Genomic DNA, 23,828 nt, shown 5'->3' on the forward strand with positions numbered 1-23,828 from the left:
GGTCCACGTGCAGCAGGCCGGGCGCCGTGAGCGCCAGGCGCCACGGGTCCTCGCCCTTGAAGAAGCACTCGGGCTCCGGCTCGTAGCGCAAGGCCGTCGCGCCGCCGTGCGCGGCGAGCAGGGCCGCGGGGATACGGCCGAGCCAGCCGGGCGCGCCGTCGGCGGGGCTGTCCTGGGGCGCGGCGGCGCCAGCTCCGGGCGCCTGCTCGGCCGCGGCCTGGGGGGCGGCATGCTGCGCCTGCGGCAGCAGCGCGCGCAGCGCGGCCGCGAGCGCGTCGGAGCGGCCGTCGGCCGCCTCCAGGCGCTGGTCGCGCTCGATGCGGTCGATCAGCTCGCTGCTGTAGTCCATCGCGTCGAGCAGGGCGTCGGCCAGCTCGGGGCCGTAGGTCAGCTGACCGTGGCGCACGCGGTCGAGCAGGTCCTCGCCGGCATGCACCACCCGCTCCAGCGCCTGGAACTCGAACAGGCCGCAGTTGCCCTTGAGCGTGTGGACCAGGCGGAACAGGTCGTTGAGCAGGGCGCTGTCGGTCGGGTCGCGCTCGACCTCCAGCAGGCGCTCGCCGATCGCCTCCAGGCACTCGCGCGCCTCGGTGACGAACTGGTCCAGCAGTTCGGCGGTGTTCATCGTTGCACTCCTCGGGCGGCGGCGCGCGCGATCTCGGGCGTGCCGAGCAGCAGGGCGGCGGTCAGCACCAGCGCACCGGGGCGCGCGGGCTTGACCAGGTAGGCGTTGGCGCCGGCGTCCAGCGCGGCGCTGGCGTCGTGCGCCTGGGCCTCGGTGGAGACCATCACGACCGGCACCTGGTGCACCAGCGGCAGGCGGCGCAGCTCGCGCACGAAACCGTAGCCGTCGAGCTTGGGCATGTTGACGTCGACCACGTAGAGGTCGAACGCCGGCTCATGGGGCTCGGCATGCAGCCGCTCCAGCGCCTCGATGCCGTTGCTCGCCTCTTCGGTGTGCCAGCCGGCGTCGCCGAGCAGCTTGCGGTGGTAGAGCCGCACCGTGGCGGCGTCGTCGATGACGAGGATGCGGTTCATGACAGCGGCTTCTGGTGCACCATCGCCTCCGGGAAGCGGCGCACGGTAAAGAGGGACGAGATGCGGCTCATCGACTCGGAATGGCCGAGGCAGATGAAGCCGCCGGGGGTCATCGCGTCGTACATCGCCTCGGCGGCGACGCGGCGTGACAGGTCGTCGAAATAGATCAGCAGGTTGCGGCAGAAGATCACGTCGATGTCGCGGAAGCGCCGCGTGTCGGCCGGCTCGCTCAGGTTGACGCGGCTGAACTCGACCGACTCGACCAGCTCGCGCGAGATGCGCCACTGGCCGTCCGGCTGCGCCGTGAAGTACTTCTCCAGGTAGGCCGGGGGCAGCTGGGCCACCGAGCGCTGCGTGTAGACGCCGCGCCGGGCCGCGGCCAGCACGTCCGTGTCGATGTCCGACGACAGGATCTCGACGTCCCAGTTCCTCAGGCCGGCCCAGCGCTCCAGCAGGTAGATCGCGATCGAGTAGGGCTCCTCGCCGGTCGACGAAGGCACCGACCAGATGCGGATGCGCTCGCCGGGGCGCTTGCGCGACGCGACCTCGTCCATCAGGTGGCGCACCAGGCAGTCGAACTGGTAGGACTCGCGGAAGAAGTAGGTCTCGTTGACCGTCATCGCGTTGACGAGCTGCTGCAGCTCGCGCCCCGACGCCTCGAAGCGCAACGAGATGAAGTACTCGCGGAAGCTCTCGGCGCCGGTCGCCTCGATGCGCTCGATCAGGCGCTTGTCGACGAAGTAGCGCTTGTTCGGCTCGAAGTGGATGCCGGTCTTGCGGTAGAAGAACTCGGCGAACTTCGCGAAGTCCGCGTCCGTGATGGTCGGCTTGGCCGCGTCGGCGGCCGCGCTGGCGAGGGCGGGTTTCATGCGGCCTCGATGCGCGCCTGCGCGAGGTCGGCCGCGAAGCCGATGAAGGGGTCGTCGGCGAAGCGCCCGCGCGCGGCGGCCAGCGCGCCGAGCGCGGCCGGCGTGCCGACCTCGGCCAGCACCTCCAGCGCGGCGGCGACGACGTTCACCGCGTGCTCATCGCGCAGCACCCGGTCCAGCCACTGCGGCACGCCCGCATGCGGCAGCTCGCCGAGCAGGTTGACCGCGAAGATGCGCACGTCGTCGTCCGCGTCGGCCAGCAGCGCGTCGAGGTGGGGGCCGACCGCGTCCGGCAGGCGCGCCAGCACCTCGATGGCGCCGTTGCGCAACGCCGCCTCCTCACTGCGCAGCAGCGGCAGCAGCGCGGCCACCGCGGCGCCGCCGCCGGTGCGGGCGAGGCTGGTGAACAGCACGCTGCGCACGCTCGGGTCGGCTTCCTCGGAGAGGCGCGCGCCGAGGGCCGGCGCCGCCTCGGCGCGGCCGGCCAGGTCGCGCGCCGCGCCACGGCGGTCTGCCGCGTCGGCGGCGTGCAGCCGGGCCAGCAGGGCCGGCAGGGCCGCGGCGTCGTCGGCCGGGCGGGCCGGCTCGACGGCATGCAGCGCGCGTTGTGCGGAAGGGGCTTTGGTCAGGGCCATGGAAGACTCGCGGGGATCTGGAAACGGGTCACTGCACCCAGTGGCGCAACTGGTTGGCGATGGCGCCGGCCGGCAGCACCAGCGAGGCGCCGCCGCGCTCGATCAGCTCCTGCGGCATGCCGAACACCACCGCGGTTTCGGCCGACTCGGCGATGGTGCGGCCGCCGGCCTGGCGCAGCCGCGTCATCGCTGCGGCACCGTCGTAGCCCATGCCGGTCAGCATCACGCCGACCAGCCGCTGCGGCGGCAGCACCTTCATCGCGCTGTCGACCAGCACGTCCACCGACGGGTGCCACGGCATGCCGGCCTGCTCGGGGCGCGGCACCGCGTAGGGGCGGCCGCCGCGGTCGCTCAGCGCCAGGTCGGTGCCGGCGCGGCCGATGTAGACACGGCCCGGCTCCAGCGCTACCGGCGCCTGCACCTCGCTGACCTGCAGCGCGCACAGCCCGTCCATGCGGCGCGCGAAGGCGTCGGTGAAGTTGAGCGGCATGTGCTGGGCGATCAGCACCGGCCACGGGAAGTCGGCCGGCAGCCGGGGCAGGATGTCCTCCAGCGTGCGCGGGCCGCCGGTGGACACACCGATCAGCACCGCGCCCATCGCCGCGGTGGCGCCGGCGGCCGCCCGCGCGGCCGCCGGCGCGGCGGCCGTGCGCAACGGCGCCGCGGGCGGCTTGGCGGTGGGCCGGGCCTGCAAGGCCGGGCGACCCGCCGCGGTGCCGGCACGGCCGGCGGGGGCCACCCGGGCACGCGCGGCGGCCGCCACCTTCTCCAGCAGCATCGCCTTGATGTCGTCGACCTTGAGCGTGATGGTGCCGCCCGGCTTGGCGATGAAGTCCACCGCGCCGAGCGCGAGTGCCTCGAAGGTCGCGAGCGCGCCCTTCTCGGTCAGCGAGGACACCATCACCACCGGCGTGGGGCGCGCCGCCATCATCAGCGAGAGGGCGGTCAGGCCGTCCATCTCGGGCATGTTGATGTCCAGCGTCACGACGTCGGGCTGGACCGCCAGCAGCTGCTCCACGCCTTCCGCGCCGTGGCGGGCGGTGTGGACCTGGTAGCCGGCTTCGCTCAGCACGCCGCCGATCAGCTTGCGCATCAGGGCAGAGTCATCGACGACAAGCACCTTTTTCATGCCGCGGTCCTCCCCTCCCTCAGGCGGCCAGCGGCAGGGCCGCGGACTGGTTGCCCAGCAGGCGGGACACCAGGCCGGCCTCGCCGCCCTGCAGCAGGTGCTCGGGCTCGATGAGCATGACCAGGCGCTTGCCGCCGTCGAGGTTGGCGACGCGGCCGATCAGCCGGCTCTGCTCGTCCGACAGGCGCGGTGCCGGGGCGATGTGGCCGCGCGGGATGCGCAGCACCTCGGCCACCGAGTCGACGATGAAGCCGGTGCGCATGCCGCCCAGCAGGTAGACCATGATGCGCTGGCCCTCGTTGCGCGGGATGGAGGACATGCCGAGGCGGCTACGCTGGTCGATCACCGGCAGCACCGTGCCGCGCAGGTTGATGACGCCTTCGACGAAGTCGGGCGTCTTCGGCACGCGCGTCAGCGTCTCGGGCACGCGCACGATCTCCTGCACGCTCATGATGGGCACGCCGAACTCCTCGGCGCCGAGGCGGAAGATCACGACCTGGGTGTCGTCGTCGCCGCTGTCGCGGGTGGTGTCGGTGGTCTGCATGTCGGGCGAGGCGGTGGGGGCGTCGTCGTCGTTGGCGGCGCCGACGGCCTGCAGCGCGTCGTGCATGCCGGGCAGGCGCAGCAGGGCGCCGGTGTCGACGATGGAGACGAGGCGGCGGCCTTCGTCGAGTCGGCAGATCGAGGAGAACTCCTGCAGCTGCTGGTCGGCGGCGAGCACGCCGGGCATGGGTTCGGTCTGCGACCGGGGCACGCTCATCACTTCCTTGACGGCATCGGTCACCAGGCCGACATGGGCGCCGCCGGGCAGGGTCGTCACGAGGATGCGCTGCAGCGTGTCGTCGCCGGCAGTCGGCAGGCCAAACAGCGCGCGCAGGCTCACCAGCGGCAGCAGTCGCTGGCGCAGCGACATCACGCCGACCACGTGGTGGGCGGTGTTGGGCAGCACGCTCAGCCGCTCCGGCATCTGGACGATCTCCTGCACCTCGGCGATGTCGAGCGCGTACTCCTGCTCGGCGACCGAGAAGGACACCAGGCGCAGCTCGTCGCTGGTGCGCTCGGCCTCCGCGGCCTGCAGGTGCGCCGCGCCGGCGCCGTCGTTCGCATCGATGCCGCCGCTGCGCGAGCTGCCGAGCGCGGCGAACTGGCCGTCCACCAGCTGCTCGAAATCGACGATCAGCAGCATCTCGGTGCCGCCGCCGGGCTGCGGCCGCTTGATCACGCCGCGCAGGTAGTCGGCGCTGACGATGGTCTGGATGCTGGACGCGCTCTCGATCTCGGAGGGGTCCACGTTCACGACGCTCGCGACGCGGTCGACCACGAAGCCGAGCGGCTGGCCGAGGTTGATCACGACCGCGCGGGTGGCGTCGTCCTGCGGGCGCTCGGGGCAGCCGAACAGCCGGCGCAGGTTCATGATGGGCAGCACGCGGCCGCGCAGGTTGGCCAGGCCGTCCAGCGCTGCCGGTGCGAGCGGCAGGCGGGCGACCTCGGGCACGCGGATGATCTCCTGCACCGGGCCCATCGGCACCGCAAACATCTCGTCCGCGACCGAGAAGGTCACAAACTGGCGGTTGCCCGCCTCGGCCGCGGCGTCTTCACGCGCGGCCGGCTTGTCGGATGTGCTCATCGCACACCTCCTTCAATCTGGGGAGTGGGGATCAGGCGCTTTGCAGTTCGTCGGCGAGCGAGGCGATCTCCTCGATCGCGGCGGCCAGTTCCTCGGCGCCCTGCGACTGCTGCCGGGCGGCGCTGGCGGCCTGCTCGGCGGCCTTCTCGGCCTCGCTGGCAGCGGTCGAGACCTGCTGCACGCCGACCTTGACCTGGGTCACGGCGGCGGCGATCTCCTGGGCGGCCGCAACGGCCTCCTGGTTGCCCTTCTCGATGGTCTGGACGTCGTTTTCGATCTTGACCAGCGCTGTGGTGATGGTCTTGGCCTTCTCGACCTCGCCGAGCGCGGCGGTGACGATCTCGTGCAGGTCACGGCCGACCAGGCCGATCTGGTCCTGGATCGCCTTGACCATGTCCTTGATGCGGTCCGCGTTCTCGGCGGAGTCGTGCGCCAGGTTGCGGATGTCGGTCGCGACCACGACGAAGCCCTTGCCGTACTCGCCGGCACGCGCGGCCTCGATGCTGCCGTTGACCGCCAGCATGTTGGTCTGGATCGAGACCTGCGTGATCGCATCGACGATCTTGTCGATCTTGCGCGAGACCAGCTCCAGCTCCTTGACCTGCTGGATGCTGGTCTGCGTGGCGGCCACGCTGCTGGAGACGCCGGTGATCAGGTTGTCGATGTTCTGCTTGTTCTCGACCATCAGCGTGCGGATCGCGCGGGAGCGTTCACCGGCCTGCGTGGCGCGGCTCTCGGCGAGCTGCGCGCCCTTCTCGATCTGGGCCACCGCGGCGGCCGACTCGGCCGTTGCGGCCGCCTGGGTCTGGGCGCCCTTGCGGATCTGCTCCAGCGCCACCATGATTTGGCTGGCCGAGCGGTTGATCTCCTGCACGGCGGAGGACAGTTCCTCGGCGGAGCTCGCGACTTCCTCGGCGCTCTTGGCGATGTCGGTCGAGTTCTTCAGCTCGTCGGCGATCTCCGACAGGCCTTGCGCGGTCTGCTCGCAGATGCCGAGCGCCTGGGTCTGCTCGCCCACGGTCTTGTTGGCTTCCTCGCAAGCGGAGGACTGCTCGGTGGCGGCCGCGGCGATCTGCTCGGCGCCCTTGAGCGCCTGCTGCGCGGCGATGTTGCTCTGGCCGGCGGCGGTGGCGATCTCGGCGGCGCCGCTGGAGATGTCGGCCGCATCGGTGCGGATCTGCTCCAGCTGGCGCAGGATCACGCCGCTCTTGTCGACCTCGCCCTTGACGGTCTCGGCCGACAGGTTGATGCCCTCGGCGATGAGCTTGACCTCGCCCTGGATCTGGCCGACCAGTTCCTGGATCTGCTTGGCGCTCTTCTCCGACGTTTCGGCCAGCGTGCGCACCTCGTCGGCGACCACTGCGAAGCCCTTGCCATGCTGGCCGGCGCGCGCCGCCTCGATGGCGGCGTTCAGCGCGAGCAGGTTGGTCTGGTCGGCGATGCGGGCGACCGCCTTGACAATGTCGCTGATGTTGGCGGCCTGACGCTCCAGCTCGGTCATCATCTTGACCGAGGCGGCCTGGCGGTCCGCCGCCGTCGCGACATTGCCGACGGTGGCTTGCACCTCGCCGTTGACTTGCGCGGCGAGCGTCTGCATCGCTTCGGCGGTGCCCTGCGCCGTCGTCACGGCGGCGATCTGGCGGGTGATGGCGCCCGAGACCTGCGTGATCGCGGCCAGCGACTCCTGCGCTGCGCCGGAAGCCTCTTCGGCGCCGGTGGCGATCTGCTGCGCGGCGCGCTTCAGCTGCTCGGCGGCCGAGGCGGCTTCGTTGATGCCGGACGACAGCTGGCTGGACGCCGCGGCCACGCGCTCGGCGGCCTGCTGCTGCTTGGCCAGCGTGCGGGCGCGCTTGCGTTGCTGGTCGGCGTCGCGGGCGACGCTGCGGGGCAGGGCGCCGGCAACGGCATGGAGGGCGGGAGAGGACTCCGTGGTGGCCGGGGCCTTGCGAACGAGGGACATCGTGAAACTTTCGACAGTGGAAGGAGGAGGCTGCGTCCCGGGGAGCGGGCAGCGCAGCGGGATAGCCTGCTTTTCGGCGCCGGCCGGGCCGGCCGCATCGGATTCCGCCTGAAGTGCCATGCTCCGATGGCTGAGGGGCCGGCACGCCGTTGTTTGATGCAGCGCAAGGCGCGCGCCCGGCGCGGCCCTGCAGGCCGCACCGGTGCTGGGACCGCCGTCTCCGGGGCCCTCGGGAAAAACCTGAGGCGCCTCAGGTCTGGTCGGGCGAAATCAGTCCCTGCCGCAACGCGTAGAGCACCAGGCGGGGCAGGTCGCGGATGTTGAGCCGCTCCATGATCTGCGCGCGATGGGTCTCCACGGTCTTCACGCTCAGCCCCAGGTCGTAGGCGATTTCCTTCATGCCTTTGCCCGAAGCGAGCAGGGTCAGGATTTCGATCTGTCGTGGCGTGAGCGGCGAGGCGCCCGGCGGCAGGGGCGCCGGCCGGGTGTCGGCAGCGTGGGAGAGGGCATGTTCGACCACCGTGCCCGAGACGGCGGGGCTCAGGTAGCGCTGGCCGCTGGTGACGGCGTCGAGCGCGAGTTGCAGCTCGACGGCGGCGGAGTCCTTCAGCAGGTAGCCGTCGGCGCCCAGGCGCAGCGCCTGCATCACGAAGTCGGCGCTGTCATACATCGAGACGATCAGCAGCCGGGTGCCGGCGCTGGCCTGCTTGATGCGTGGCAGGGCATCCAGGCCGGTCAGCCGCGGCATCGTGATGTCGAGCAGCAGGACATCCGGCTGCAGCCGCAGCACCAGGGCGATGGCCTCTTCGCCGTCCTGCGCCTCGCCGAGCACCTGGTAGTCGCCAAAGTCCTCGATCAGCGAGCGCAGGCCGGCTCGCACCAGCTGGTGGTCGTCGGCCAGCACAACCGTCTTCCGGCCGGGTGTCATGATGTCTTCCACGGTAAGGTCGCTTCAATCCGGGTGCCCGAGCCCGGGCGGCTGTCGATCGAGAGTCCGCCACCGAGCAGGCGGGCGCGCTCCTCCATGCCGAGCAGCCCGAGCGTCGGCCGCTGGGGACCACGCGGGCGCAGGAAACCGATGCCGTCGTCCTCCACGTCGACCATCAGCGCTTCCGCGTCTTCGTGCAGGCGCACGTCGATGCGCGTGGCCTGCGCATGGCGCAAGGCGTTCGAGAGCGCCTCCTGCACGATGCGGTACGCGGCGATGGCGACGTCCGGGTGCACCGGGTGGGTGAGGGGGGAGGTGATGAAACGGATGTTCGCGCCATGCAGCCGGCGCAGCTCGTTGAGGTGCCAGCGCAGCGCCGCTTCCAGCCCCAGCGTCTCCAGCTGGGGCGGGTGCAGCAGCAGCGACAGGCTGCGCACCCGGCCGAGCGTGCTCTCGGTCATGCTGGCGGCGCTCTCGATCAGCCCGAGCAACTCAGAGCCTTGCACCCGGCGCTGCAGCTTGGCGAACTGCACGCGGATGGCGCTGAGGCTCTGGCCGATCTCGTCATGCAGCTCGCGCGCGATGGAGCGGCGCTCGCGCTCCTGCACTTCGATCAGGCTGCTGGAGAGCGCCGCGAGCTCGGCACGCGCCTGCTCCGCCTCGCGTTGCGCAAGCAGCACCTCGTCCAGGTTGCGGACGATCTGCAGCACCGCGGGGCGGTCGTCCACGTGCACCAGGCTGATGCCCAGCAGCGCCTCGAACCGGCTGCCGTCGAGGCGCTGCATGACCCGCGGCATGAAACGCAGGTCGCGCGCGCCGCCCTTGAGCACGCTGTCCACGCGCTGCTCGACCTCGGCGCGGTATTCCGGCACGAACCGCTCGAGCAGCGGGGACCCCCGCAAGGCGCCGGTGCCCCCGGGGTCGAGCAGGTCCTGCGCGACCCGGTTCGCGTAGAGGATGCGCCGGTCGCGGCTGATCAGCACTGCCTCGGGCAGCAGGGTGACCACGTTCTCGAGTTCGCGCGCGCTGCGTTGCGCCGCCGCGGCCGCCTGCCGCGCCTTGGACGCGGAGACCCGCAGCCGGCGCTCCAGGCCCCTCACCAGGAGGTAGAGCAGCAGCGCCGTGACGCAGACGAAACCGATGCCCTTGACCGTCTGCAGCTCCTCGCACAGGGCGGCATCGGTGCAGGGCGCGATCCAGTGGTCCGACACGGTGATCCAGGCGATGCTGAGGACCGCGTAGGCCAGGCTGATGTAGAACGGCGACAGCAGGCGCACGCCGCGCCGGGCCCGCACCTGCGGCGTTGCGCCCGGAGGCCAGGGATCGAGCGGATGGTCCTGGTGTTGCACCCCAGTACCACTTTAAAGGTCTGTGTCCGCCGGCGCGGCCCGGAACAGGTCGACATCGCCGAGCAGGTCCCGCGCCAGCGCCTCCAGCGGCGGAAGCATGGGGGGGTGGGCGCCGCTCGCCAGCCGTGCCAGCGTGTCCGCCAGGCGGTCGCCCGAGCAGAACAGCAGCCCGATCACGCCCAGCTCGGCGTTCCTGGCGGTGGCGACCTTCAGGATGCGGCGCGGTTCCGGCCCGCGCGGGTCGACGCTGCTGCGGCTGATGTAGAAGGGACGGTAGACGGGGGCCATGGAAGGGCGCGCAGGCTGCACTACCGGGCAGCAACTGGCACGCCCGCGGCGCGGCCGCGGTCCCTCACCAGTTTCTGCCGCAGCGCCTCTTCACGATTGCGCCGTTGCGTAAGGTCGCGCGCACCTTGGAGAAACCCACCAGTTGCCCGGAGGCGGCTCGCATGGGAGTGATGACGACGTTCGCCCAGAAGAGCGACCCATCCTTGTGGACGCGCCACCCTTCGTCCTCGAAGGAGCTTACGCGCGCGGCGACTTCCAGCTCGCGATTCGGGAACCCCCAAACACCCGGTTCAGGCGGATAGAACTCGAAAAAGTGACGACCGATGATCTCGTCGGCACGATACCCCTTGCCCTTAATGCGCTCGGCGCCGGTGTTCCACCTCAGGACATGGCCGCATGGGTCCAGCATGAAGACTGCGTAGTCGCGCACGCTCTCGACCAGCTGTCGAAAACGACCCTCGCCTGGCTCGAGCAGTTTGGCGCTCGGATCCGAGCGCCGCTTTTCGCCGTCCATTTCCGTCCTTTGTCAGCAGACAGCAGCGCGGTGGAGCGTTGCGGCAATCGGCGCGCCGGCCGGACATTGGCTCCGCTAGCCGCAGCAGCCATTGGCCGTGCAGCGTTGGCCGGGCAGGCACCGTGGTTGCCGCAGCGCTTGACCCCGACCCAGGGCCCCGATTGGCGTTTGTTTCGGTAAAACTGACATGGCACAGAGAAGCGATACAGCCGCTGGGGACATTCGGACAAAAGATCGGGCTTCGCGTCAGCGCGCTTCGTACGCTTGCCGCCATCGAAAGGAGCGGGCCTGAAAGTCAATCCGGCGGCGACCGTCGACGAAGCGCCAGGTTTTCGCCGCATGTTCCGCGCGGTCCGCCTCATGCTCGGCGTCTTCTTCCCCATCGGAAACCTTCAAGGGCGATGAGCCGTCGGCTGGTGCTGGGGGTAGCGTCGGGCGACCGGCCAGTGGAGTTCCCGGCATTTGCCATCGACATCGAACGGCGGGCAGTCCTGTTCCGCGATTCCTTCGAGGTGATCCACCACGTGCTCGAGCGAGAGTATCCGACCCTGCGAGCCACGGGCGGCAACCACGTCATCGCCGACCTCAAGTACGGCTCGCGCCGGCGTCCGAGGTGCTCGACCAGATCGGCAGCGAGGTGCTGCCGCCGCTGGCCGACGTGCAGGTCGACGATACGCTCGCGCCGCAGTCATGAGGCCGGCCCCGCAGGAGAACACCGATGAAGCGCATCTTCCTCTTCCTCGCCACCAAGGTCGCCGTGATACCGGTGCTGTCGGTCACGCTGCGGCTGACCGCAGGTTTGCGTCGCAGAGCGCGCTGTTGAAGAACGCCCGGTGTTGCACGGTGCGGCGCCGAGGCGCACGCTGAGAGCCGACACGCATCATCGACGCCTGGGCCGCCCGCGCAGGGCGGCCCAGGCACTCCCGCCGAAAACACACCCATGGCCACAGTGTGCAGACATCTCGACCAGATCGTCGTGACGACCACCGACACGGGGGTCTGCGAGGACTGCGTGAAGCTCGGCGACGACTGGGTGCACCTGCGCCTGTGCATGAGCTGCGGCCACGTCGGCTGCTGCGACTCGTCGAAGAACCGCCACGCCAGGCGGCACTTCCAGCACACCGGACACCCGCTCGTGCGCTCGATCTGGTGCTACGCCGACGAGGTCATGCCGGGCGAGCTGGCGGAGTGATGCCGGGCGAGCTGGCGGAGTGATGCCGGACGGCGCGCCAGCGGTCGGGATCATGTCCCGCCCCTCGTTCGAGACATGAAGTGCAAGCGTCGGGAAGAAGCCGGCGCCTGCGCTTCCTATGTTTGTTGGGATCGGTTTGCGAAGGAGAGACGCATGAGCGATTTGATCGTGGTGAGCTTCAGCAGCGAAGACACGGCCGACCAGGCGCTGAACAAGCTGCAGGCGCTGCAGAAGGAATACATCGTCGAGCTGGAAGACGCGGTGGTCGCAGTGCGCGACAAGAGCGGAAAGGTGCACCTGAAGCAGGCCGTCAACCTGGCGGCGACTGGCGCCCTGGGCGGCGCCACCTGGGGCATGCTGATGGGCACGCTGGTGGGCCTGCTCTTCCTCAACCCCCTGGCGGGGATGGCGACCGGCTTGGCGGTCGGCGCCGGCGCCGGTGCCTTGTCGGGCGCCCTGGCCGACTACGGCATCAACGACGACTTCATCGAGAACACGGCCAAGGAGTTCCAGCCGGGAACGTCGGCGCTGTTCATCCTGGCCCGCCGCATGAACTTCGACAAGGCGCTGCCCGAGCTGAAGAAGCTCGGCGGCAAGGTGCTGAAGACCTCGCTGACGAACCACGACGAAGAGCGCCTGAAGCACGCGCTGGAGGACCTGGTCGCTGCGCCGGCGTGACGGCGACGGGGATCGAGCGATGCTGGGCTATTGCACCATCCTGGTCCACCTGGAATTGAATTGACCCGGTCGGGAGCCACACCATGCCAGCCGTCATCCAGGCCTCGCAGCGGGACTTCGCTTCGACACTCTCGGCGCGGCAAGAGCCCGTGCTCGTCGACTTCTCGGCGTCCTGGTGCGGCCCGTGCAAGGCCCTGGCCCCCGCCCTGGAGGCCTTTGCCGAGCGTCGCCGCAACCAGCTCGCCGTCGTGAAGCTCGATATCGACGAGGCGCCGGACGTCGCTGCCCAGTATTCGATCCGCTCCGTGCCGACGCTGATGCTGTTCAAGGACGGCAAGCCGCTGGCGATGCAGGCGGGAATGATGAGCGAAGCGCAGCTGGACCGGTTCGTCGAGAAGTACCTGCCGGGACGCGGGGTCGGGCAGCAGGATCCGACGAGGCCTCAGATCGACCTCGACTGGTAAGACGCGAGATGGACACTCCGCTCTTCCGCACCCGCAACGACCTGCCGCACCCCGTGCGGCTGCGCGCCTGCCGGCGGCTCAACCAGCTGCTCGCCGACTGCATCGACCTGCAGACGCAGTGCAAGCAGGCGCACTGGAACGTGAAGGGCGCCGACTTCATCGCCCTGCACAAGCTGTTCGACGACATCAACGACGCCGTCGAGGACGATGTCGACCTGCTGGCCGAACGTGTGGTGCAACTCGGCGGCGTTGCCGAGGGCACGCTGCGCGGGGCGGCCCAGCGCTCCACGCTGGACTTGTATCCGTTGTCCATCAGCGATGCCGCTCAGCACATCGATGCCCTGGCCGGCGCGCTGGCTGCATTCGGCCGCAGCTCGCGCCGCGGCATCGACGAGATGGACGGACTGAACGATGCGGCAAGCGCCGACATCCTCACGCAGATCGTCCGTGGCATCGACCAATGGCTGTGGTTCGTCGAGGCCCACGTGCCGCCGCAGCCCGCGACGCCGCCTGCGAGCGAGGAGCCGGAACTGGCCTACGAGCCGGACATCCCGCCCGAGCGCTCGCCGGCAGCGTAAGCAGCGGCCGGCTGCGGCCGGTCATCGGCGCCCAGTTCGCGTTGGACGGCGTCGCCCGCGCGCATGCGCTGAGCGTGTCGGGTCATGCCCGCGCGAAGATCGTGCTGTACATCGGACGGCCATGAGGCAGGACCGGCCTTCGTTCACGGGACATCGCGGGCAATCCTGCGGCCGACTCCTAGGCCACCCACACGGTCTTGATGTTGACGAACTCCCTGATGCCCCAGTCGGACATCTCGCGCCCGTACCCCGAAGCCTTGATGCCGCCGAAAGGCAGACGCGGGTCCTCGTGGACCACGGCGTTCACCCACGCCATGCCGCAGTCCAGCAGCTCGGCCGCGATGTGCTCGCCGCGCTGCCGGTCGCGCGTGAGCACGCAGGCGCCGAGGCCATAGACCGAGTCGTTAGCCGCCGCGATCGCCGCGTCTTCGTCCTTCACCGGCACGATCGCGCCGACCGGGCCGAACAGCTCCTCGTCGAACGCCGGCATGCCGCGGTGGACATCGGTCAGCACGGTGCACGGATAGAACCATCCCGGGCCGTCGGGAACCCGGCCGCCGAGCAGCAGGCGCGCGCCGGCGGCGACGCTCGCCTGCACCTGCCGGTGCAGGTGTCGCGCAGGTCGGCGCGTGCCAGCGGCCCGACCTCGGTCTCGTCGCTCAGCAGATCGCCCACGCGCGCCGCCGCCATCAGCTCCAGGAAGCGCCGCTCGAAGGGCTGCCGCACGGCGTCCACGACGATCATCCGCTTGGCCGCGATGCAGCTCTGGCCAGAGTTCATCAGGCGGCCCCGCACGCACACCTGCGCGGCGAGCTCGAGGTCGGCATCGGCCAGCACGAGGTACGGGTCGCTGCCGCCGAGCTCCAGCACGCACTTCTTCAGCTTGTCGCCGGCCGCGCGGGCGACCGCCGCGCCGGCGGGACCGCTGCCCGTCAGGCTCACGCCGCGCACGAGCGGATGGGCAATCAGCGCCTCGACCTCCTTGCTCGCCACCAGCAGCACGCGCAGCAGGTCGGGCGCAATCCCGGCGCGGTGGAACAGATCCTCGATGGCCAGCGCGCTGGCGGGACGTTGGAAGCATGCTTGACGACGACGGCATTGCCGGCCATCAACGCCGGCACGGCCATGCGGAATACCTGGTGGTACGGCCAGTTCCACGGCTGCACGCCGACGATGACGCCCAGCGGCTGGAAGACGATGCAGCTGCGCGTCGCCTCGGTCGGGATGAGCTCGCTGGCCAGCGCCCGCGCAGCATGGTCGGCGAAGTGCTCGCAGATCTGCGCGCAGGCGCGCACTTCCTCGACCCCGCCGCGGACCGGCTTGCCCATGTCCTCGGCCATATGCCGCGCATGGTCGCGCTCTTCGTGCCGCAGCAGCTCGGCGGCACAGCTTTGCGAAGCTTGCGGTGGTTGGCAACGCGCGAGGTTGACGATGCCCGCGTGCTTGAGCGGACTGCGCCGGCTGTCGATACTGGAGCCATGAAGCAAGTTGCCTTCCCCGGCGGACAACGTGTACCCGCGCTCGGCCAGGGCACCTGGCACATGGGCGAGGACCAGGACCGGCACGACGAGGAGGTCGCGGCCATCCGCCTCGGCATCGACCTCGGCCTCACGCTGATCGACACCGCCGAGATGTACGGCGAAGGGCGCGCCGAAATGCTCGTGGGCGAAGCGATCCGGGGGCAGCGCGACAAGGTGTTCATCGTCACCAAGGTCTACCCGCACCACGCCTCGCGCGTCGAGATGCACCGCGCCTGCAACAACAGCCTGCAACGGCTGCAAGTCGACACCATCGACCTGTACCTGCTGCACTGGCCGGGCGAGGTTCCGACCGACGAAACCGTGCAGGCGTTCGAGGCACTGCAACACGAGGGCAAGATCCGCCACTGGGGCGTCAGCAACTTCGACCTGAGGCTGATGAAGAGCTTGTGGCAGGTGCCCGGCGGCGCGGCCGCGCAGACCGACCAGGTGCTCTACAACCTCGCCACCCGCGGCATCGAGTGGGACCTGCTGCCGTGGCAGCGCGAGCATCGCCTGCCGGTGATGGCCTACTCGCCGTTCGACGAGGGCCGGCTGCTGCGCACGCGCGCCCTCGTCGCGTTCGCGAAGCAGCATGCGATGACGCCTTCGCAGGTAGCACTCGCGTGGCTGCTGGCCCAGGACGGCGTGATCGCGATACCCAAGACGGGCCATTGCGAGCGTGTCCGCGATAACGCCGCGGCGTTGGAGCATCGCCTCACGGCGGCCCACCTGCGCGAGCTCGACGAGCTGTTCCCGCCGCCGAAGGGCCCGAGCCGCCTGGCCATGATCTGACGCGCGGGCTTCAGCCGCCGGCCGGCCTGCTCGACATGCTGGACCCCGAGCAGAACGTCCCCTTCCGGGACACCGACATCGTGCCGGGCCCTATGCGCGACCGCATGGAGGTGATCGAGCTGCCCGGCTACACGCTGGAGCAGGCCGCGCACCGCGTCCGTGGCGTCAAGGCGTGACCAACCTGATCGACGTCAAGCCGAAGGTCCAGGCGGCGGCGGTCAAGCGCAGACACGCATTGCGCTGCCGCAGCGTTGGAGAAGAGGCACGTCGCTCGCCGTTGCCTCGACCGACGTCGAAGCGCACGCTCACGAACTGTTCTTTCGACTCTTGAAAGGAGCGAATCATGGCCCGTGGTCATCTGTCGCCGTACGGCAACCAGAGCAACGATCCCTTCCTCATGCTGCGCAACGAGATGGAGCAGCTGTTCGACAACGTCCTGCGCGAGCCTTCGCAAGCGGTCGCTGGGCGGGCCACGGTGGTGGCGCCGCGCATGGACGTGAGCGAGGACGACCAGGAAATCAAGATCACCGCGGAGATGCCGGGCACGACGCCCGACAACATCGTGGTCACGGTCGACGACGACGTGCTGACGATCCGGGGCGAACGCGAGCAGGAGCGTGAGACCAGCCGGAAGAACTACCACGTGGTCGAGCGCACGGTCGGCGTGTTCCAGCGCTCGCTGCGCCTGCCAACGCCGGTCGATCCCGAAAAGGTCCAGGCGCGCTTCGACAACGGCGTCCTGACGATAACCGTCCCGAAGGGCGCCGCGGCACAGCGGTCGCGCCGCGTCCAGGTCACCGGCGGCACTTCGGGGGGATCCGCCGGAAAGGACACGCAGGGCGGCGCGGCAGCGGGGGACGGCGGCGCGCAGCAACAGCGCGACAAGACCCACTGAGCTTTCGAGCGGAGGCACTCTCCGCGGCGGGCGCCGTCGCGGCGGCGCCTGCCTGCCCTCCTCGTGTGCGTGCAGATGAGGCTACGGATCGCGCACGAGCCGAGGCTTGCGAGGCGAGGTCGACCTCGGGCGCGGCGACGCTCGGTTCCAGCTCGCCGCCGAACGGTTTGTCGGCATGGGTCGCGGCAAAGCCCAGCGCCTCTCCGCGCCGCCCAGGCCGGCAAGGCCTGGCCCCGGGCAGAACCCGGCCAGACCCGTCCGATGCCGAAGACCAGGTTGCTGCCCGCAAGCCGACGGTCGATAGGGCGCGCATTCGGCCCCACCACCTTTCCCGTTTTCCGCGCTCGCGGCCTACCGCAACGGCGAGGTGGAAGTGGCAGCGCTGCGCAACGTTGATCTCGACATCGCGCGCGGGGAATGTGGTAGCCCCGCACCGGAGCTCGGCATGAAGCACTGGACCGCAAGCGGCTGCGCGACCTGCGCTTGATGTGGAGCCAGCTCGGAAGCCTGGGTGACGAAGGGCTTGCAGGCCGGTGTCAGGGTGATCGTCTACCCGCCCGCGGCACTGAAGGATGGGGTGCGAGCGGCGATGCGACAGTCTTGAGGACTCGGCAGCCGGCCTTGACGGCACTTCGCACCCACCTATCCTCATTGTGGGGGCCGATGGCGGCATCGGCAGCGGGTTCGACGCCGTGAAGACCCAGTTCGGCTGGCAAGCGCACGAGTCCCGAGGCAGGAAGGTATGCGATGAGAAGCTCCAACGATTTGCGTTCCTTGATCGCGATGGTGGTGGCGGCGCTTTCCGGTTGCGGCGGCAATGGCAGCATGCCGACCGAGGGGCTTCAAGTGGTGCAAACGGATGCCGGGAGTCAGCCTACCGCCGCGGTGCGCGTGCTGTCGAGCGCGCCGCAATGGGTGTCGGGTGGCGACGCACGCATCGAAGTGCGTGCCGTGCCGGGCCTGCACGGCCAACTGCAGATCTGGATCAACGGGCGCAGGACCGCTCAATCGCTCGCGTCACAGGGCGATCGGCTCGACGGTGTCGTGAGCGGCTTCGCGGTCGGCGGCAACCTGCTCGAGATTCGTGATCAGCACGGCCGGCGTGTCCTCGCGTCGCTGCGCCTGAACAACCATCCAATCACCGGGCCGATGTTCTCCGGTCCTCAGCAGCAGCCGTTCGTCTGCAACACGAGCCAGTTCGGCCTTCAGCCGAAGATCGACAGCCGGGTGCCACCTGGCCATGCCGTGCGCCCTGGAGGGGGCAACCTGGTGGCCGGCTTCAGCCGCAACTGCTCGATCGACACCTTCGTGACCTATCTCTACCGATCGACCGACCACAGCTGGAAGACCTTGCCCTCAAACGGTAACGCGCCCGCCGACATGACCCAGGTGACGCTGCCCGATGGGCGCACGGTCGACTTCGTGGTTCGGCGCGAGGTGGGCTCGATCAACCGCTTCCTCTACAGCTTCGCCATGCTGGCGCCTCGCAGCGAAAGGGCGGCGCAGCCCGACCTCGGCCTGTGGAACAAACGCCTCGTCTACTACTTCCAGGGCGGCGTCGCGATCGGCCACACCCAGGGCAGCGTGAACAGCAGGTCGCTGAACGCTGACCTGCTGCGACAGGGGTATGCAATCGCGCACTCCAGCGGCAACAACACCGGCACGCACTACAACCTGCAGGTCGCCAGCGAAACCGCGATGATGACCAAGGAGCGCTTCATCGAACGTTATGGCCTGCCGCTGTACACGGTGGGGCTGGGCGCCTCGGGCGGCGCCATCCAGCAGTACATGCTGGCGCAGAACCACCCGGGTGTGCTGGACGCCGCATTGCCGGCGCAGTCATACCCGGACATGGTGACGCAGACGATACACGTGGGCGACTGCGAGCTGCTGGAGCACTACATGGACGTGACCGACCGCGGCAACTCGCGCTGGCAGCAGGCCAAGAACCGCACGCTGCTCGTCGGCTTCAATGCGGAGCAGACGGTGGCGGACCCGCTGGCGCCCATCAAGTCTCGGATCGGCTTCGCTGGCGCCAGCATGAGCACCGGCTCCACCGAGTGCAGTCACGCGTGGCGCGGCCTCTGGCCGCCCCTGGTGGCGAACCCGTGGTACGGCTCGGTACGCCACCAGGAGGAGTACGTGCCGCAAAGCGATATCGCCGCCATCCGATGGACCCACTTTGACGACTTGCGCCACATCTATGGCGTGGACCCTGACGGGTGGGCGCGCCCGACCTGGGACAACGTGGGCGTGCAGTACGGACTGAAATCTCTCAAGCAAGGCAGGATCACGCCCGCCGAGTTCCTCGACGTGAACTTCAAGGTCGGCGGCTGGAAACAACCAAGGCAGATGATCCAGGAGGCGTTTCCGTTTCTGTCCGGCATCACCGAGGACATGGCCGTGAACGACCCGAGCCTGTTCGACCCCTGGAGCCGACGCAACATGAACCTGAGCGCCAGTCCCGGGACGCCTGCAGCGCGCACCGAGGGCGACCCGATCGCCATGCGGGCAGCGTACACGTCCGGCATGGTGTTTGGAGGTCAGATGCCGGTGCCCACGATCGACCACCGGCAGTACATGGAGCGCGAACTCGACATGCACAACGTGCACCAGTCGTTCGCGGTGCGCAAGCGCGTGCTGCAGAAGATGGGCACGACCGACCACCTGGTGATCTGGTTCACCGACACAGTGCCCGGCGTGCCGAAGGCCAGCCAGAGTCTGGAAGCCCTGGCGGTCATGGACGAATGGATGGCCAACATCCGCGCCCATCCGGGCAAGACCATGGCCGAGAACCGTCCCGCGCGGGCGGTGGACAGCTGCTTCGATGCGAAGGGCCGGTTGATGCACGCCGGTCCCACCGTTTGGGACGGGGTGATAGACGACAAGCCCAAGGGCGCCTGCACACGGGCCTTCCCGATGTTCGGCACCTCGCGGACCGTCGCCGGCGCGCCGCTGGAAGGGGGTGTCTACAAGTGCGCGCTCAAGAGTGTCGACACGGCGTTGAGGGACGGCACTTATGAGCCTTGGGCTCCCGACGCAGCCGCCATTGCGAGCTTGAAACGGGTGTTTCCGCACGGCGTGTGTGACTATGCGCGCCCGGACCAGGCGCGGCCGTGACACCTTCCCTGCGCCAAAGCCAGAGTTGCTTCCTCCATCTGGTGTCTGTCTGTCGATACCTGCTGGAGCGACTTAAGCAGGGCACGACATGCATCGGGGACGCGCTGGCGCACAGGCGGGTCGCGTCCCCATTCACTCCAGCAGCTTACCCCGATGAAACACGGACTGTCACGTTGCTGCTTCCTGCTCGGCCTCGGAACCGTCATGCCTTCCGCCTGCCCGGAGGACCCCGATATCCTGGAATGGCCGGGGGACGAGGCCGACGCGGGCCTTGCCGCCAGGTCCCGCATTTGCTTGACCGGGAGGTCCTGTTTCAGCCCGACCTTGCAAAGTGAGGATCTGCCGACATACTCAGTGGATGGCCAAGTATGTGCTCTACAGGGAGCTGGTCGAATCCGTTCGGCCCTCCGCTGTTGCGTCGCCGGAGGCAGCCGCGAAGGTCGTGCTTGCCGAGGGCGCCGCGGTGGTCGGCCAAAGTGCCGGCACTTTGATCATCGACGCCGATGCTGATCAGGCCGAGCGTGTCCTTCACCAGCTGCCAGGGTGGTCGTGCACCCCGGAAAGCCGTGCCTTTCGCATCCCGCGGCCGCCGCGCATCCACCCGCGCTGACGCTCGTCGCCACACGGGTGCTTCATGGAGGGGCCGCCGCTCGGCTCGCGCCAAAGTCTGCAGCCGCAGCGCGCCTACGGGGCCGCAGCGTCCCGGTTCGGGAAGTCGACGAGAGCCGGTGGCGGGGGTCTCAAGGGTGCGGCGCTCAGCTGCGGTACTGACCACCGTTGATGGAGAAGTCCGCGCCGGTGATGAAGGCCGCCTGGGGCGACGCGAGGTGGCCCACCAAGGCGGCGACTTCGGAGGGCTCGCCGAGACGGCCCAGGGGAATGTCGGGCAGGATGCGGTTTTGCACCACCTCGGCCGGCACCTGGGCGACCATGCGCGTGCGCAAGTAGCCCGGCGACACGGTGTTGACGGTGATGTTCTTGCCCGCCAGCTCCAAAGCGAGCGACTTCGTGAAGCCGTGCATGCCCGCCTTGGAGGCAGCGTAGTTGGTCTGGCCGTGCGCCCCGCGCTGACCGTTGACGGACGCGATATTGATGATGCGTCCCCACCCGAGCGTCACCATGTCCTCGATGACCTGCTTGGTGACGTTGAACACCGAGTCCAGGTTGGTGCGCAGGACCGCCTGCCAGTCGGTGAACGTCATCTTCCGGAAGCTGGCGTCGCGGGTGATGCCGGCACAGTTCACGAGTACCGAGACCGGGCCATGGTGCGCGCGCAGCGTGGCGAAGCCCTGCTCGCAGGCACTGAAGTCCGCGACGTCGACACCGAGGGTGGCGAACCGGTAGCCGGCGTCCTGCTGCGTCTTCAGCCACGCCTGCACGCGCTGGTTGCCGGGTGTGTGCAGGGCGATCACGCTCAGTCCGTCATCGGCCAGACGCCGGCAGATCGCTTCGCCCAGGCCACCCGTGCCACCGGTGACAACGGCCAGTTTCAGAGAGGTGCTCGTCATGGTTCGGCTCCCGAGGTTGTCGTGCTGTACAGGGTCGCGCAACAGGCTGGCCTGCACTTGATTTTGCGCAAACGAAGCGACGGGCAGGCTGACAGGATGGATCGAAATCGTGTGCGCACGCCGTCCGGCGTGTCGCCGTACCGAGGAGCGCCTGCATGAACGAGCCCAACCCTGGCGGACTGTCTGCCGATCTCTCGGAAGACGAGGTCACTGCGATCGTCGCCCGGTTCGACGGGGACCGCACGCGGCTGCTCGACATGGTGCAGGCCGTGCAGCGGCGTGCCGGCTGCATCGATGCGGCGCGTGCGGCGATGCTGGCCAAGGCGCTGGGCATGCCGGTCGTCGCGGTCGAGGACATGACCTCTTTTTATGCTTTCCTCGACCGCGAGCCCAAGGGCCGCTTCCGGATTCGCCTGTCGCGGACACCCGTGTCCCTGATGAAGGGGGCCGAACTGTTGGCGCGTGCCCTGGTCGAGGCCACCGGGGCGCCGCTTGGCGGCACTTCCGCGGACGGCATGTTTTCCTTGGCATGGACCAGCGACATCGGCATGGCCGACCAGGAACCGGCGGCGCTGGTCAACGGCCGCGTGTACACCTCCCTGACAGCCGCCGATGCCGTTCCGCTCGTGCAGGCACTGCGTGACAGCGCCGACCTGCCGCTTGTCGACGACGCGGGTCCGCCCCTGTTCGCCGATCTGGCGGGCGCCGTACTGCACCTGCCTCAGGGCAGGGTGGGGCGCAGCCTGGTGGCGGCCGGCCCCGTCCTCGGCGGCCCGCAGGTGCTGGGCGAAGCCCTGCAGGCCGCGCTGGCGCGTGAGCCAGAGGCTGTCGTCGAGGAGATCTCGCGGGCGCAGTTGCGAGGGCGGGGTGGCGCGGGCTTTCCGACGGCCCTGAAGTGGAAGTTGTGCCGGCGGGTGGCAGCGCCCGAGCGTCATGTGGTTTGCAATGCCGACGAGGGCGAGCCCGGCACCTTCAAGGATCGGGTGCTGCTGACCGAGGCGCCCGATCTGGTGTTCGAGGGCATGACCATCGCCGGCTACGCGGTCGGGGCACGGGGCGGCCTGCTCTACCTTCGCGCCGAGTACGCCTACCTGTGGAACGACCTGCAGCGCTGCCTGGCCGAGCGGCGGCGCTCGGGATTGCTGGGGGGACGGGCCGGCGGGATGGAGGGCTTCGACTTCGACATCCGGATACAGCTCGGCGCCGGCGCCTACGTCTGCGGCGAAGAATCCGCCTTGATCGAATCGCTGGAGGGCAAGCGGGGCGCGCCCCGAGACCGGCCGCCGTTTCCCACCGAACGCGGCTACCTGCAGCAGCCGACCGCCGTCGACAATGTCGAGACCTTCGCTTGCGTCAGCCGGATCCTGCAACACGGCGCTGCGGCCTTCGCCCGCCTCGGCACGGCCGAGTCCACCGGGACCAAGCTGCTGTCCGTCAGCGGGGACTGCGAGCGCCCCGGCGTGTACGAACTGCCGTTCGGGGTGACGCTGCACCGCTTGTTGGATCTGGTGGGAGCGCCCGAGACCGGGTTTGTCCAGGTGGGCGGCCCCTCAGGGCAGTGCGTGGCGCCCAAGGACTTCGGGCGGTGCATCGCCTACGAAGACCTGTCGACGGGCGGTTCGGTCATGGTGTTCGGGCCGCAGCGCGACGTGCTGACCACCGCGCTGCAGTTCACGGAGTTTTTTGTGGAGGAGTCGTGCGGCTGGTGCACCCCCTGCCGCGTCGGCACCACCCTGCTCCAGCAGGGCCTCGAGAAGATCCTCGCCGGCCGCGGCACGCTGAGCGATGTCGCGTCGCTCGAAGCGCTCGCTGGGCTGGTTGGGCGCACCAGCCGATGCGGCCTGGGGCAGACCGCGCCCCAGCCCATCCTGTCTACCTTGCGCAGCTTTCCGCAGGCCTACGAGGCCCGGCTGCGCCCCGAGCCCTTCCTGCCGCGTGTGCCTATAGAGGCGGCGCTCTCGGAGGCGGCGAACATCCGCGCGGAGGGGCGCAGCCGCCCAGCGCCGGGAGTCAAGGCATGAGCGCTCGCCGTTTCAGTCTGCGCGTCGACGGCATCCCGGTCGAGGCGGCACCGGGGCAGAGCATCCTGCAAGCCTGCGACGCCGCCGGCGTCTACATTCCGCGGCTGTGCGACCATCCCGACCTCCCGCCGGCTGGCCACTGCCGCGTCTGCATTTGTCTCGTCGACGGTCGCCGTGCCTGCGCCTGCACCACCCCGGCCGCCGCTGGCCAGGTGGTGCTGAACGACACCCCGGAGCTGCAGGACGAGCGCCGTGCGATGGTCGAGTTGCTGTTCATCGAAGGCAACCACTACTGCCATTTCTGCGAGAGAAGCGGCGACTGCGAGCTGCAGGCGCTGGGCTACCGGCTCGGCATGTCCGTGCCGCGCTGGCCTTACCTCTGGCCGCGGCGCGAACTCGACGGGAGCCACCCGGACGTTTTCATCGACCACGACCGCTGCATCCTCTGCTCGCGCTGCATCCGCGCCTCCCGCCTGGAGGACGGCAAGTCACTGTTCGGCTTCGAAGGCCGGGGGATACGGATGCGCCTCAAGGTGGAGGCCGAAGGCCACCTCGACGCCACTGCCCTGGCGGCCGCCGACCAGGCCGTGCGGGTCTGCCCGGTCGGCTGCATCGGCGTCAAGCGCACCGCGTTTCGGGTGCCGCGTGGGATGCGCCGCTACGACCAGACACCCATCGGTGCCGATATCGAGGCCCGGCGCGAGCCGCTCAAAGACTGAGCCC

26 protein-coding genes and 1 pseudogene are annotated in these 23,828 nt (G+C 69.5%); 12 read left to right on the forward strand and 15 right to left on the reverse strand.

The genetic code is table 11. From position 1 onward, the window contains the following. The 12 genes from OOT46_RS25050 to OOT46_RS25105 form a co-directional block, all read right to left on the reverse strand. Positions 1-625: Hpt domain-containing protein (locus tag OOT46_RS25050; RefSeq protein WP_265406355.1), on the reverse strand; the 625-nt coding region annotated here is incomplete at its 3' end. Next, complete coding sequence (locus OOT46_RS25055) at positions 622-1,038, reverse strand: response regulator (RefSeq protein ID WP_265406356.1); 417 nt, start codon at positions 1,036-1,038, stop codon at positions 622-624. The genes OOT46_RS25055 and OOT46_RS25050, both read right to left, overlap by 4 nt. Continuing rightward, positions 1,035-1,907, reverse strand: a complete 873-nt coding sequence (locus OOT46_RS25060; protein WP_265406357.1) for a CheR family methyltransferase — start codon at positions 1,905-1,907, stop codon at positions 1,035-1,037. The genes OOT46_RS25055 and OOT46_RS25060 overlap by 4 nt, the downstream gene beginning before the upstream one ends. Beyond that, a complete protein-coding gene (locus OOT46_RS25065) occupies positions 1,904-2,542 on the reverse strand; it encodes a HEAT repeat domain-containing protein (RefSeq protein ID WP_265406358.1) in 639 nt (212 codons plus the stop codon). The genes OOT46_RS25060 and OOT46_RS25065 overlap by 4 nt, the downstream gene beginning before the upstream one ends. 28 nt (positions 2,543-2,570) lie before the next feature. Next, entirely contained in the window at positions 2,571-3,671 is a 1,101-nt protein-coding gene (cheB, locus tag OOT46_RS25070; protein ID WP_265406359.1) for a chemotaxis-specific protein-glutamate methyltransferase CheB, read from the reverse strand. Between the two features lie 19 nt (positions 3,672-3,690). After that, positions 3,691-5,298 (reverse strand): chemotaxis protein CheW, encoded by a 1,608-nt coding sequence (locus OOT46_RS25075; protein WP_265406360.1) that lies wholly within the window; start codon positions 5,296-5,298, stop codon positions 3,691-3,693. 31 nt (positions 5,299-5,329) lie between these two features. Then, positions 5,330-7,258, reverse strand: a complete 1,929-nt coding sequence (locus OOT46_RS25080) for a methyl-accepting chemotaxis protein (RefSeq protein WP_265406361.1) — start codon at positions 7,256-7,258, stop codon at positions 5,330-5,332. 250 nt (positions 7,259-7,508) lie between these two features. Continuing rightward, positions 7,509-8,186 carry a response regulator gene (locus OOT46_RS25085; RefSeq protein ID WP_265406362.1) on the reverse strand — a complete coding sequence of 226 codons (678 nt, stop codon included), beginning with the start codon at positions 8,184-8,186 and terminating at the stop codon, positions 7,509-7,511. Beyond that, positions 8,183-9,535: a PAS domain-containing sensor histidine kinase gene (locus OOT46_RS25090; RefSeq protein WP_265406363.1), complete on the reverse strand. Its 1,353-nt coding sequence runs from the start codon at positions 9,533-9,535 to the stop codon at positions 8,183-8,185. The genes OOT46_RS25085 and OOT46_RS25090 overlap by 4 nt, the downstream gene beginning before the upstream one ends. Before the next feature lie 12 nt (positions 9,536-9,547). Then, on the reverse strand, positions 9,548-9,823 hold the full coding sequence (locus OOT46_RS25095; protein WP_265406364.1) for a hypothetical protein: 276 nt from the start codon (positions 9,821-9,823) through the stop codon (positions 9,548-9,550). A gap of 64 nt (positions 9,824-9,887) precedes the next feature. Next, complete coding sequence (locus OOT46_RS25100) at positions 9,888-10,337, reverse strand: PAS domain S-box protein (RefSeq protein WP_322114292.1); 450 nt, start codon at positions 10,335-10,337, stop codon at positions 9,888-9,890. 246 nt (positions 10,338-10,583) lie between these two features. After that, positions 10,584-10,733, reverse strand: coding sequence for a hypothetical protein (locus OOT46_RS25105; protein ID WP_265406365.1), 150 nt, complete (start codon positions 10,731-10,733; stop codon positions 10,584-10,586). 544 nt (positions 10,734-11,277) lie between these two features. Between OOT46_RS25105 and OOT46_RS25110 the strand changes: the two genes are divergently transcribed. The 5 genes from OOT46_RS25110 (at position 11,278) to OOT46_RS31040 (ending at position 13,374) form a co-directional block, all read left to right on the forward strand. Further along, on the forward strand, positions 11,278-11,529 hold the full coding sequence (locus OOT46_RS25110; RefSeq protein WP_265406366.1) for a UBP-type zinc finger domain-containing protein: 252 nt from the start codon (positions 11,278-11,280) through the stop codon (positions 11,527-11,529). Between the two features lie 153 nt (positions 11,530-11,682). Next, complete coding sequence (locus OOT46_RS25115) at positions 11,683-12,207, forward strand: DUF1269 domain-containing protein (RefSeq protein ID WP_265406367.1); 525 nt, start codon at positions 11,683-11,685, stop codon at positions 12,205-12,207. 83 nt (positions 12,208-12,290) lie between these two features. Further along, a complete protein-coding gene (gene trxA, locus OOT46_RS25120) occupies positions 12,291-12,671 on the forward strand; it encodes a thioredoxin (RefSeq protein ID WP_265406368.1) in 381 nt (126 codons plus the stop codon). A gap of 8 nt (positions 12,672-12,679) precedes the next feature. After that, the gene (dps, locus tag OOT46_RS25125; RefSeq protein WP_265406369.1) at positions 12,680-13,249 is read left to right on the forward strand and encodes a DNA starvation/stationary phase protection protein Dps; all 570 of its coding nucleotides are present in this window, start codon (positions 12,680-12,682) and stop codon (positions 13,247-13,249) included. Beyond that, positions 13,132-13,374 (forward strand): zinc-binding dehydrogenase, encoded by a 243-nt coding sequence (locus OOT46_RS31040; protein WP_416136254.1) that lies wholly within the window; start codon positions 13,132-13,134, stop codon positions 13,372-13,374. The genes dps and OOT46_RS31040 overlap by 118 nt, the downstream gene beginning before the upstream one ends. Positions 13,375-13,427: 53 nt before the next feature. On the opposite strand, the pseudogene OOT46_RS31045 reads toward OOT46_RS31040, so the two are convergent. Further along, positions 13,428-14,589 (reverse strand): annotated as a pseudogene (locus tag OOT46_RS31045) (aldehyde dehydrogenase family protein). Between the two features lie 138 nt (positions 14,590-14,727). Between OOT46_RS31045 and OOT46_RS25145 the strand changes: the two are divergent. Both OOT46_RS25145 and OOT46_RS25150 read left to right on the forward strand, forming a co-directional pair. After that, positions 14,728-15,561 carry an aldo/keto reductase gene (locus tag OOT46_RS25145; RefSeq protein ID WP_265406371.1) on the forward strand — a complete coding sequence of 278 codons (834 nt, stop codon included), beginning with the start codon at positions 14,728-14,730 and terminating at the stop codon, positions 15,559-15,561. 35 nt (positions 15,562-15,596) lie between these two features. Continuing rightward, positions 15,597-15,737, forward strand: coding sequence for a hypothetical protein (locus OOT46_RS25150; protein WP_265406372.1), 141 nt, complete (start codon positions 15,597-15,599; stop codon positions 15,735-15,737). On the opposite strand, the gene OOT46_RS25155 is transcribed toward OOT46_RS25150, so the two are convergent. Then, the gene (locus tag OOT46_RS25155; protein WP_265406373.1) at positions 15,727-15,906 is read right to left on the reverse strand and encodes a hypothetical protein; all 180 of its coding nucleotides are present in this window, start codon (positions 15,904-15,906) and stop codon (positions 15,727-15,729) included. The genes OOT46_RS25150 and OOT46_RS25155 overlap by 11 nt on opposite strands. Between OOT46_RS25155 and OOT46_RS25160 the strand changes: the two genes are divergently transcribed. The 3 genes from OOT46_RS25160 to OOT46_RS25170 all read left to right on the forward strand — a co-directional run bounded on the left by OOT46_RS25160 (position 15,905) and on the right by OOT46_RS25170 (position 20,186). Further along, on the forward strand, positions 15,905-16,456 hold the full coding sequence (locus OOT46_RS25160) for an Hsp20/alpha crystallin family protein (RefSeq protein ID WP_265406374.1): 552 nt from the start codon (positions 15,905-15,907) through the stop codon (positions 16,454-16,456). The genes OOT46_RS25155 and OOT46_RS25160 overlap by 2 nt on opposite strands. Before the next feature lie 747 nt (positions 16,457-17,203). Further along, on the forward strand, positions 17,204-19,576 hold the full coding sequence (locus tag OOT46_RS25165; RefSeq protein WP_265406375.1) for a DUF6351 family protein: 2,373 nt from the start codon (positions 17,204-17,206) through the stop codon (positions 19,574-19,576). Positions 19,577-19,934: 358 nt separating this feature from the next. Next, entirely contained in the window at positions 19,935-20,186 is a 252-nt protein-coding gene (locus tag OOT46_RS25170; protein ID WP_265406376.1) for a hypothetical protein, read from the forward strand. A 145-nt stretch (positions 20,187-20,331) separates the two neighbouring features. Here OOT46_RS25170 and phbB read toward each other — a convergent pair whose 3' ends face one another. After that, complete coding sequence (gene phbB / locus OOT46_RS25175) at positions 20,332-21,084, reverse strand: acetoacetyl-CoA reductase (RefSeq protein ID WP_265406377.1); 753 nt, start codon at positions 21,082-21,084, stop codon at positions 20,332-20,334. Positions 21,085-21,239: 155 nt separating this feature from the next. On the opposite strand from phbB, the gene OOT46_RS25180 reads away from it, so the two are divergent. Further along, a complete protein-coding gene (locus OOT46_RS25180) occupies positions 21,240-23,105 on the forward strand; it encodes an NADH-ubiquinone oxidoreductase-F iron-sulfur binding region domain-containing protein (protein ID WP_265406378.1) in 1,866 nt (621 codons plus the stop codon). After that, on the forward strand, positions 23,102-23,824 hold the full coding sequence (locus OOT46_RS25185) for a 2Fe-2S iron-sulfur cluster-binding protein (RefSeq protein ID WP_265406379.1): 723 nt from the start codon (positions 23,102-23,104) through the stop codon (positions 23,822-23,824). The genes OOT46_RS25180 and OOT46_RS25185 overlap by 4 nt, the downstream gene beginning before the upstream one ends. Positions 23,825-23,828 lie beyond the last annotated feature (4 nt).

It is taken from the genome of Aquabacterium sp. A7-Y, assembly GCF_026153205.1.
Lineage (GTDB): Bacteria > Pseudomonadota > Gammaproteobacteria > Burkholderiales > Burkholderiaceae_C > Caldimonas.

What these genes read in the sequence shown, in the direction of transcription:
- OOT46_RS25180 (WP_265406378.1), top strand. Translation starts at nt 21,240, where the DNA reads ATGAACGAGCCCAACCCTGGCGGACTGTCTGCCGATCTCTCGGAAGAC.
- OOT46_RS25060 (WP_265406357.1), bottom strand. Translation starts at nt 1,907, where the DNA reads ATGAAACCCGCCCTCGCCAGCGCGGCCGCCGACGCGGCCAAGCCGACC.
- OOT46_RS25075 (WP_265406360.1), bottom strand. Translation starts at nt 5,298, where the DNA reads ATGAGCACATCCGACAAGCCGGCCGCGCGTGAAGACGCCGCGGCCGAG.
- OOT46_RS25110 (WP_265406366.1), top strand. Translation starts at nt 11,278, where the DNA reads ATGGCCACAGTGTGCAGACATCTCGACCAGATCGTCGTGACGACCACC.
- OOT46_RS25150 (WP_265406372.1), top strand. Translation starts at nt 15,597, where the DNA reads ATGCTGGACCCCGAGCAGAACGTCCCCTTCCGGGACACCGACATCGTG.
- OOT46_RS25080 (WP_265406361.1), bottom strand. Translation starts at nt 7,258, where the DNA reads ATGTCCCTCGTTCGCAAGGCCCCGGCCACCACGGAGTCCTCTCCCGCC.
- OOT46_RS25165 (WP_265406375.1), top strand. Translation starts at nt 17,204, where the DNA reads ATGAGAAGCTCCAACGATTTGCGTTCCTTGATCGCGATGGTGGTGGCG.
- trxA (WP_265406368.1), top strand. Translation starts at nt 12,291, where the DNA reads ATGCCAGCCGTCATCCAGGCCTCGCAGCGGGACTTCGCTTCGACACTC.
- OOT46_RS31040 (WP_416136254.1), top strand. Translation starts at nt 13,132, where the DNA reads ATGGCTGTGGTTCGTCGAGGCCCACGTGCCGCCGCAGCCCGCGACGCC.
- OOT46_RS25055 (WP_265406356.1), bottom strand. Translation starts at nt 1,038, where the DNA reads ATGAACCGCATCCTCGTCATCGACGACGCCGCCACGGTGCGGCTCTAC.
- OOT46_RS25145 (WP_265406371.1), top strand. Translation starts at nt 14,728, where the DNA reads ATGAAGCAAGTTGCCTTCCCCGGCGGACAACGTGTACCCGCGCTCGGC.
- cheB (WP_265406359.1), bottom strand. Translation starts at nt 3,671, where the DNA reads ATGAAAAAGGTGCTTGTCGTCGATGACTCTGCCCTGATGCGCAAGCTG.
- OOT46_RS25095 (WP_265406364.1), bottom strand. Translation starts at nt 9,823, where the DNA reads ATGGCCCCCGTCTACCGTCCCTTCTACATCAGCCGCAGCAGCGTCGAC.
- OOT46_RS25155 (WP_265406373.1), bottom strand. Translation starts at nt 15,906, where the DNA reads ATGATTCGCTCCTTTCAAGAGTCGAAAGAACAGTTCGTGAGCGTGCGC.
- OOT46_RS25065 (WP_265406358.1), bottom strand. Translation starts at nt 2,542, where the DNA reads ATGGCCCTGACCAAAGCCCCTTCCGCACAACGCGCGCTGCATGCCGTC.
- OOT46_RS25160 (WP_265406374.1), top strand. Translation starts at nt 15,905, where the DNA reads ATGGCCCGTGGTCATCTGTCGCCGTACGGCAACCAGAGCAACGATCCC.
- OOT46_RS25185 (WP_265406379.1), top strand. Translation starts at nt 23,102, where the DNA reads ATGAGCGCTCGCCGTTTCAGTCTGCGCGTCGACGGCATCCCGGTCGAG.
- OOT46_RS25085 (WP_265406362.1), bottom strand. Translation starts at nt 8,186, where the DNA reads ATGACACCCGGCCGGAAGACGGTTGTGCTGGCCGACGACCACCAGCTG.
- OOT46_RS25170 (WP_265406376.1), top strand. Translation starts at nt 19,935, where the DNA reads ATGGCCAAGTATGTGCTCTACAGGGAGCTGGTCGAATCCGTTCGGCCC.
- dps (WP_265406369.1), top strand. Translation starts at nt 12,680, where the DNA reads ATGGACACTCCGCTCTTCCGCACCCGCAACGACCTGCCGCACCCCGTG.
- phbB (WP_265406377.1), bottom strand. Translation starts at nt 21,084, where the DNA reads ATGACGAGCACCTCTCTGAAACTGGCCGTTGTCACCGGTGGCACGGGT.
- OOT46_RS25100 (WP_322114292.1), bottom strand. Translation starts at nt 10,337, where the DNA reads ATGGACGGCGAAAAGCGGCGCTCGGATCCGAGCGCCAAACTGCTCGAG.
- OOT46_RS25115 (WP_265406367.1), top strand. Translation starts at nt 11,683, where the DNA reads ATGAGCGATTTGATCGTGGTGAGCTTCAGCAGCGAAGACACGGCCGAC.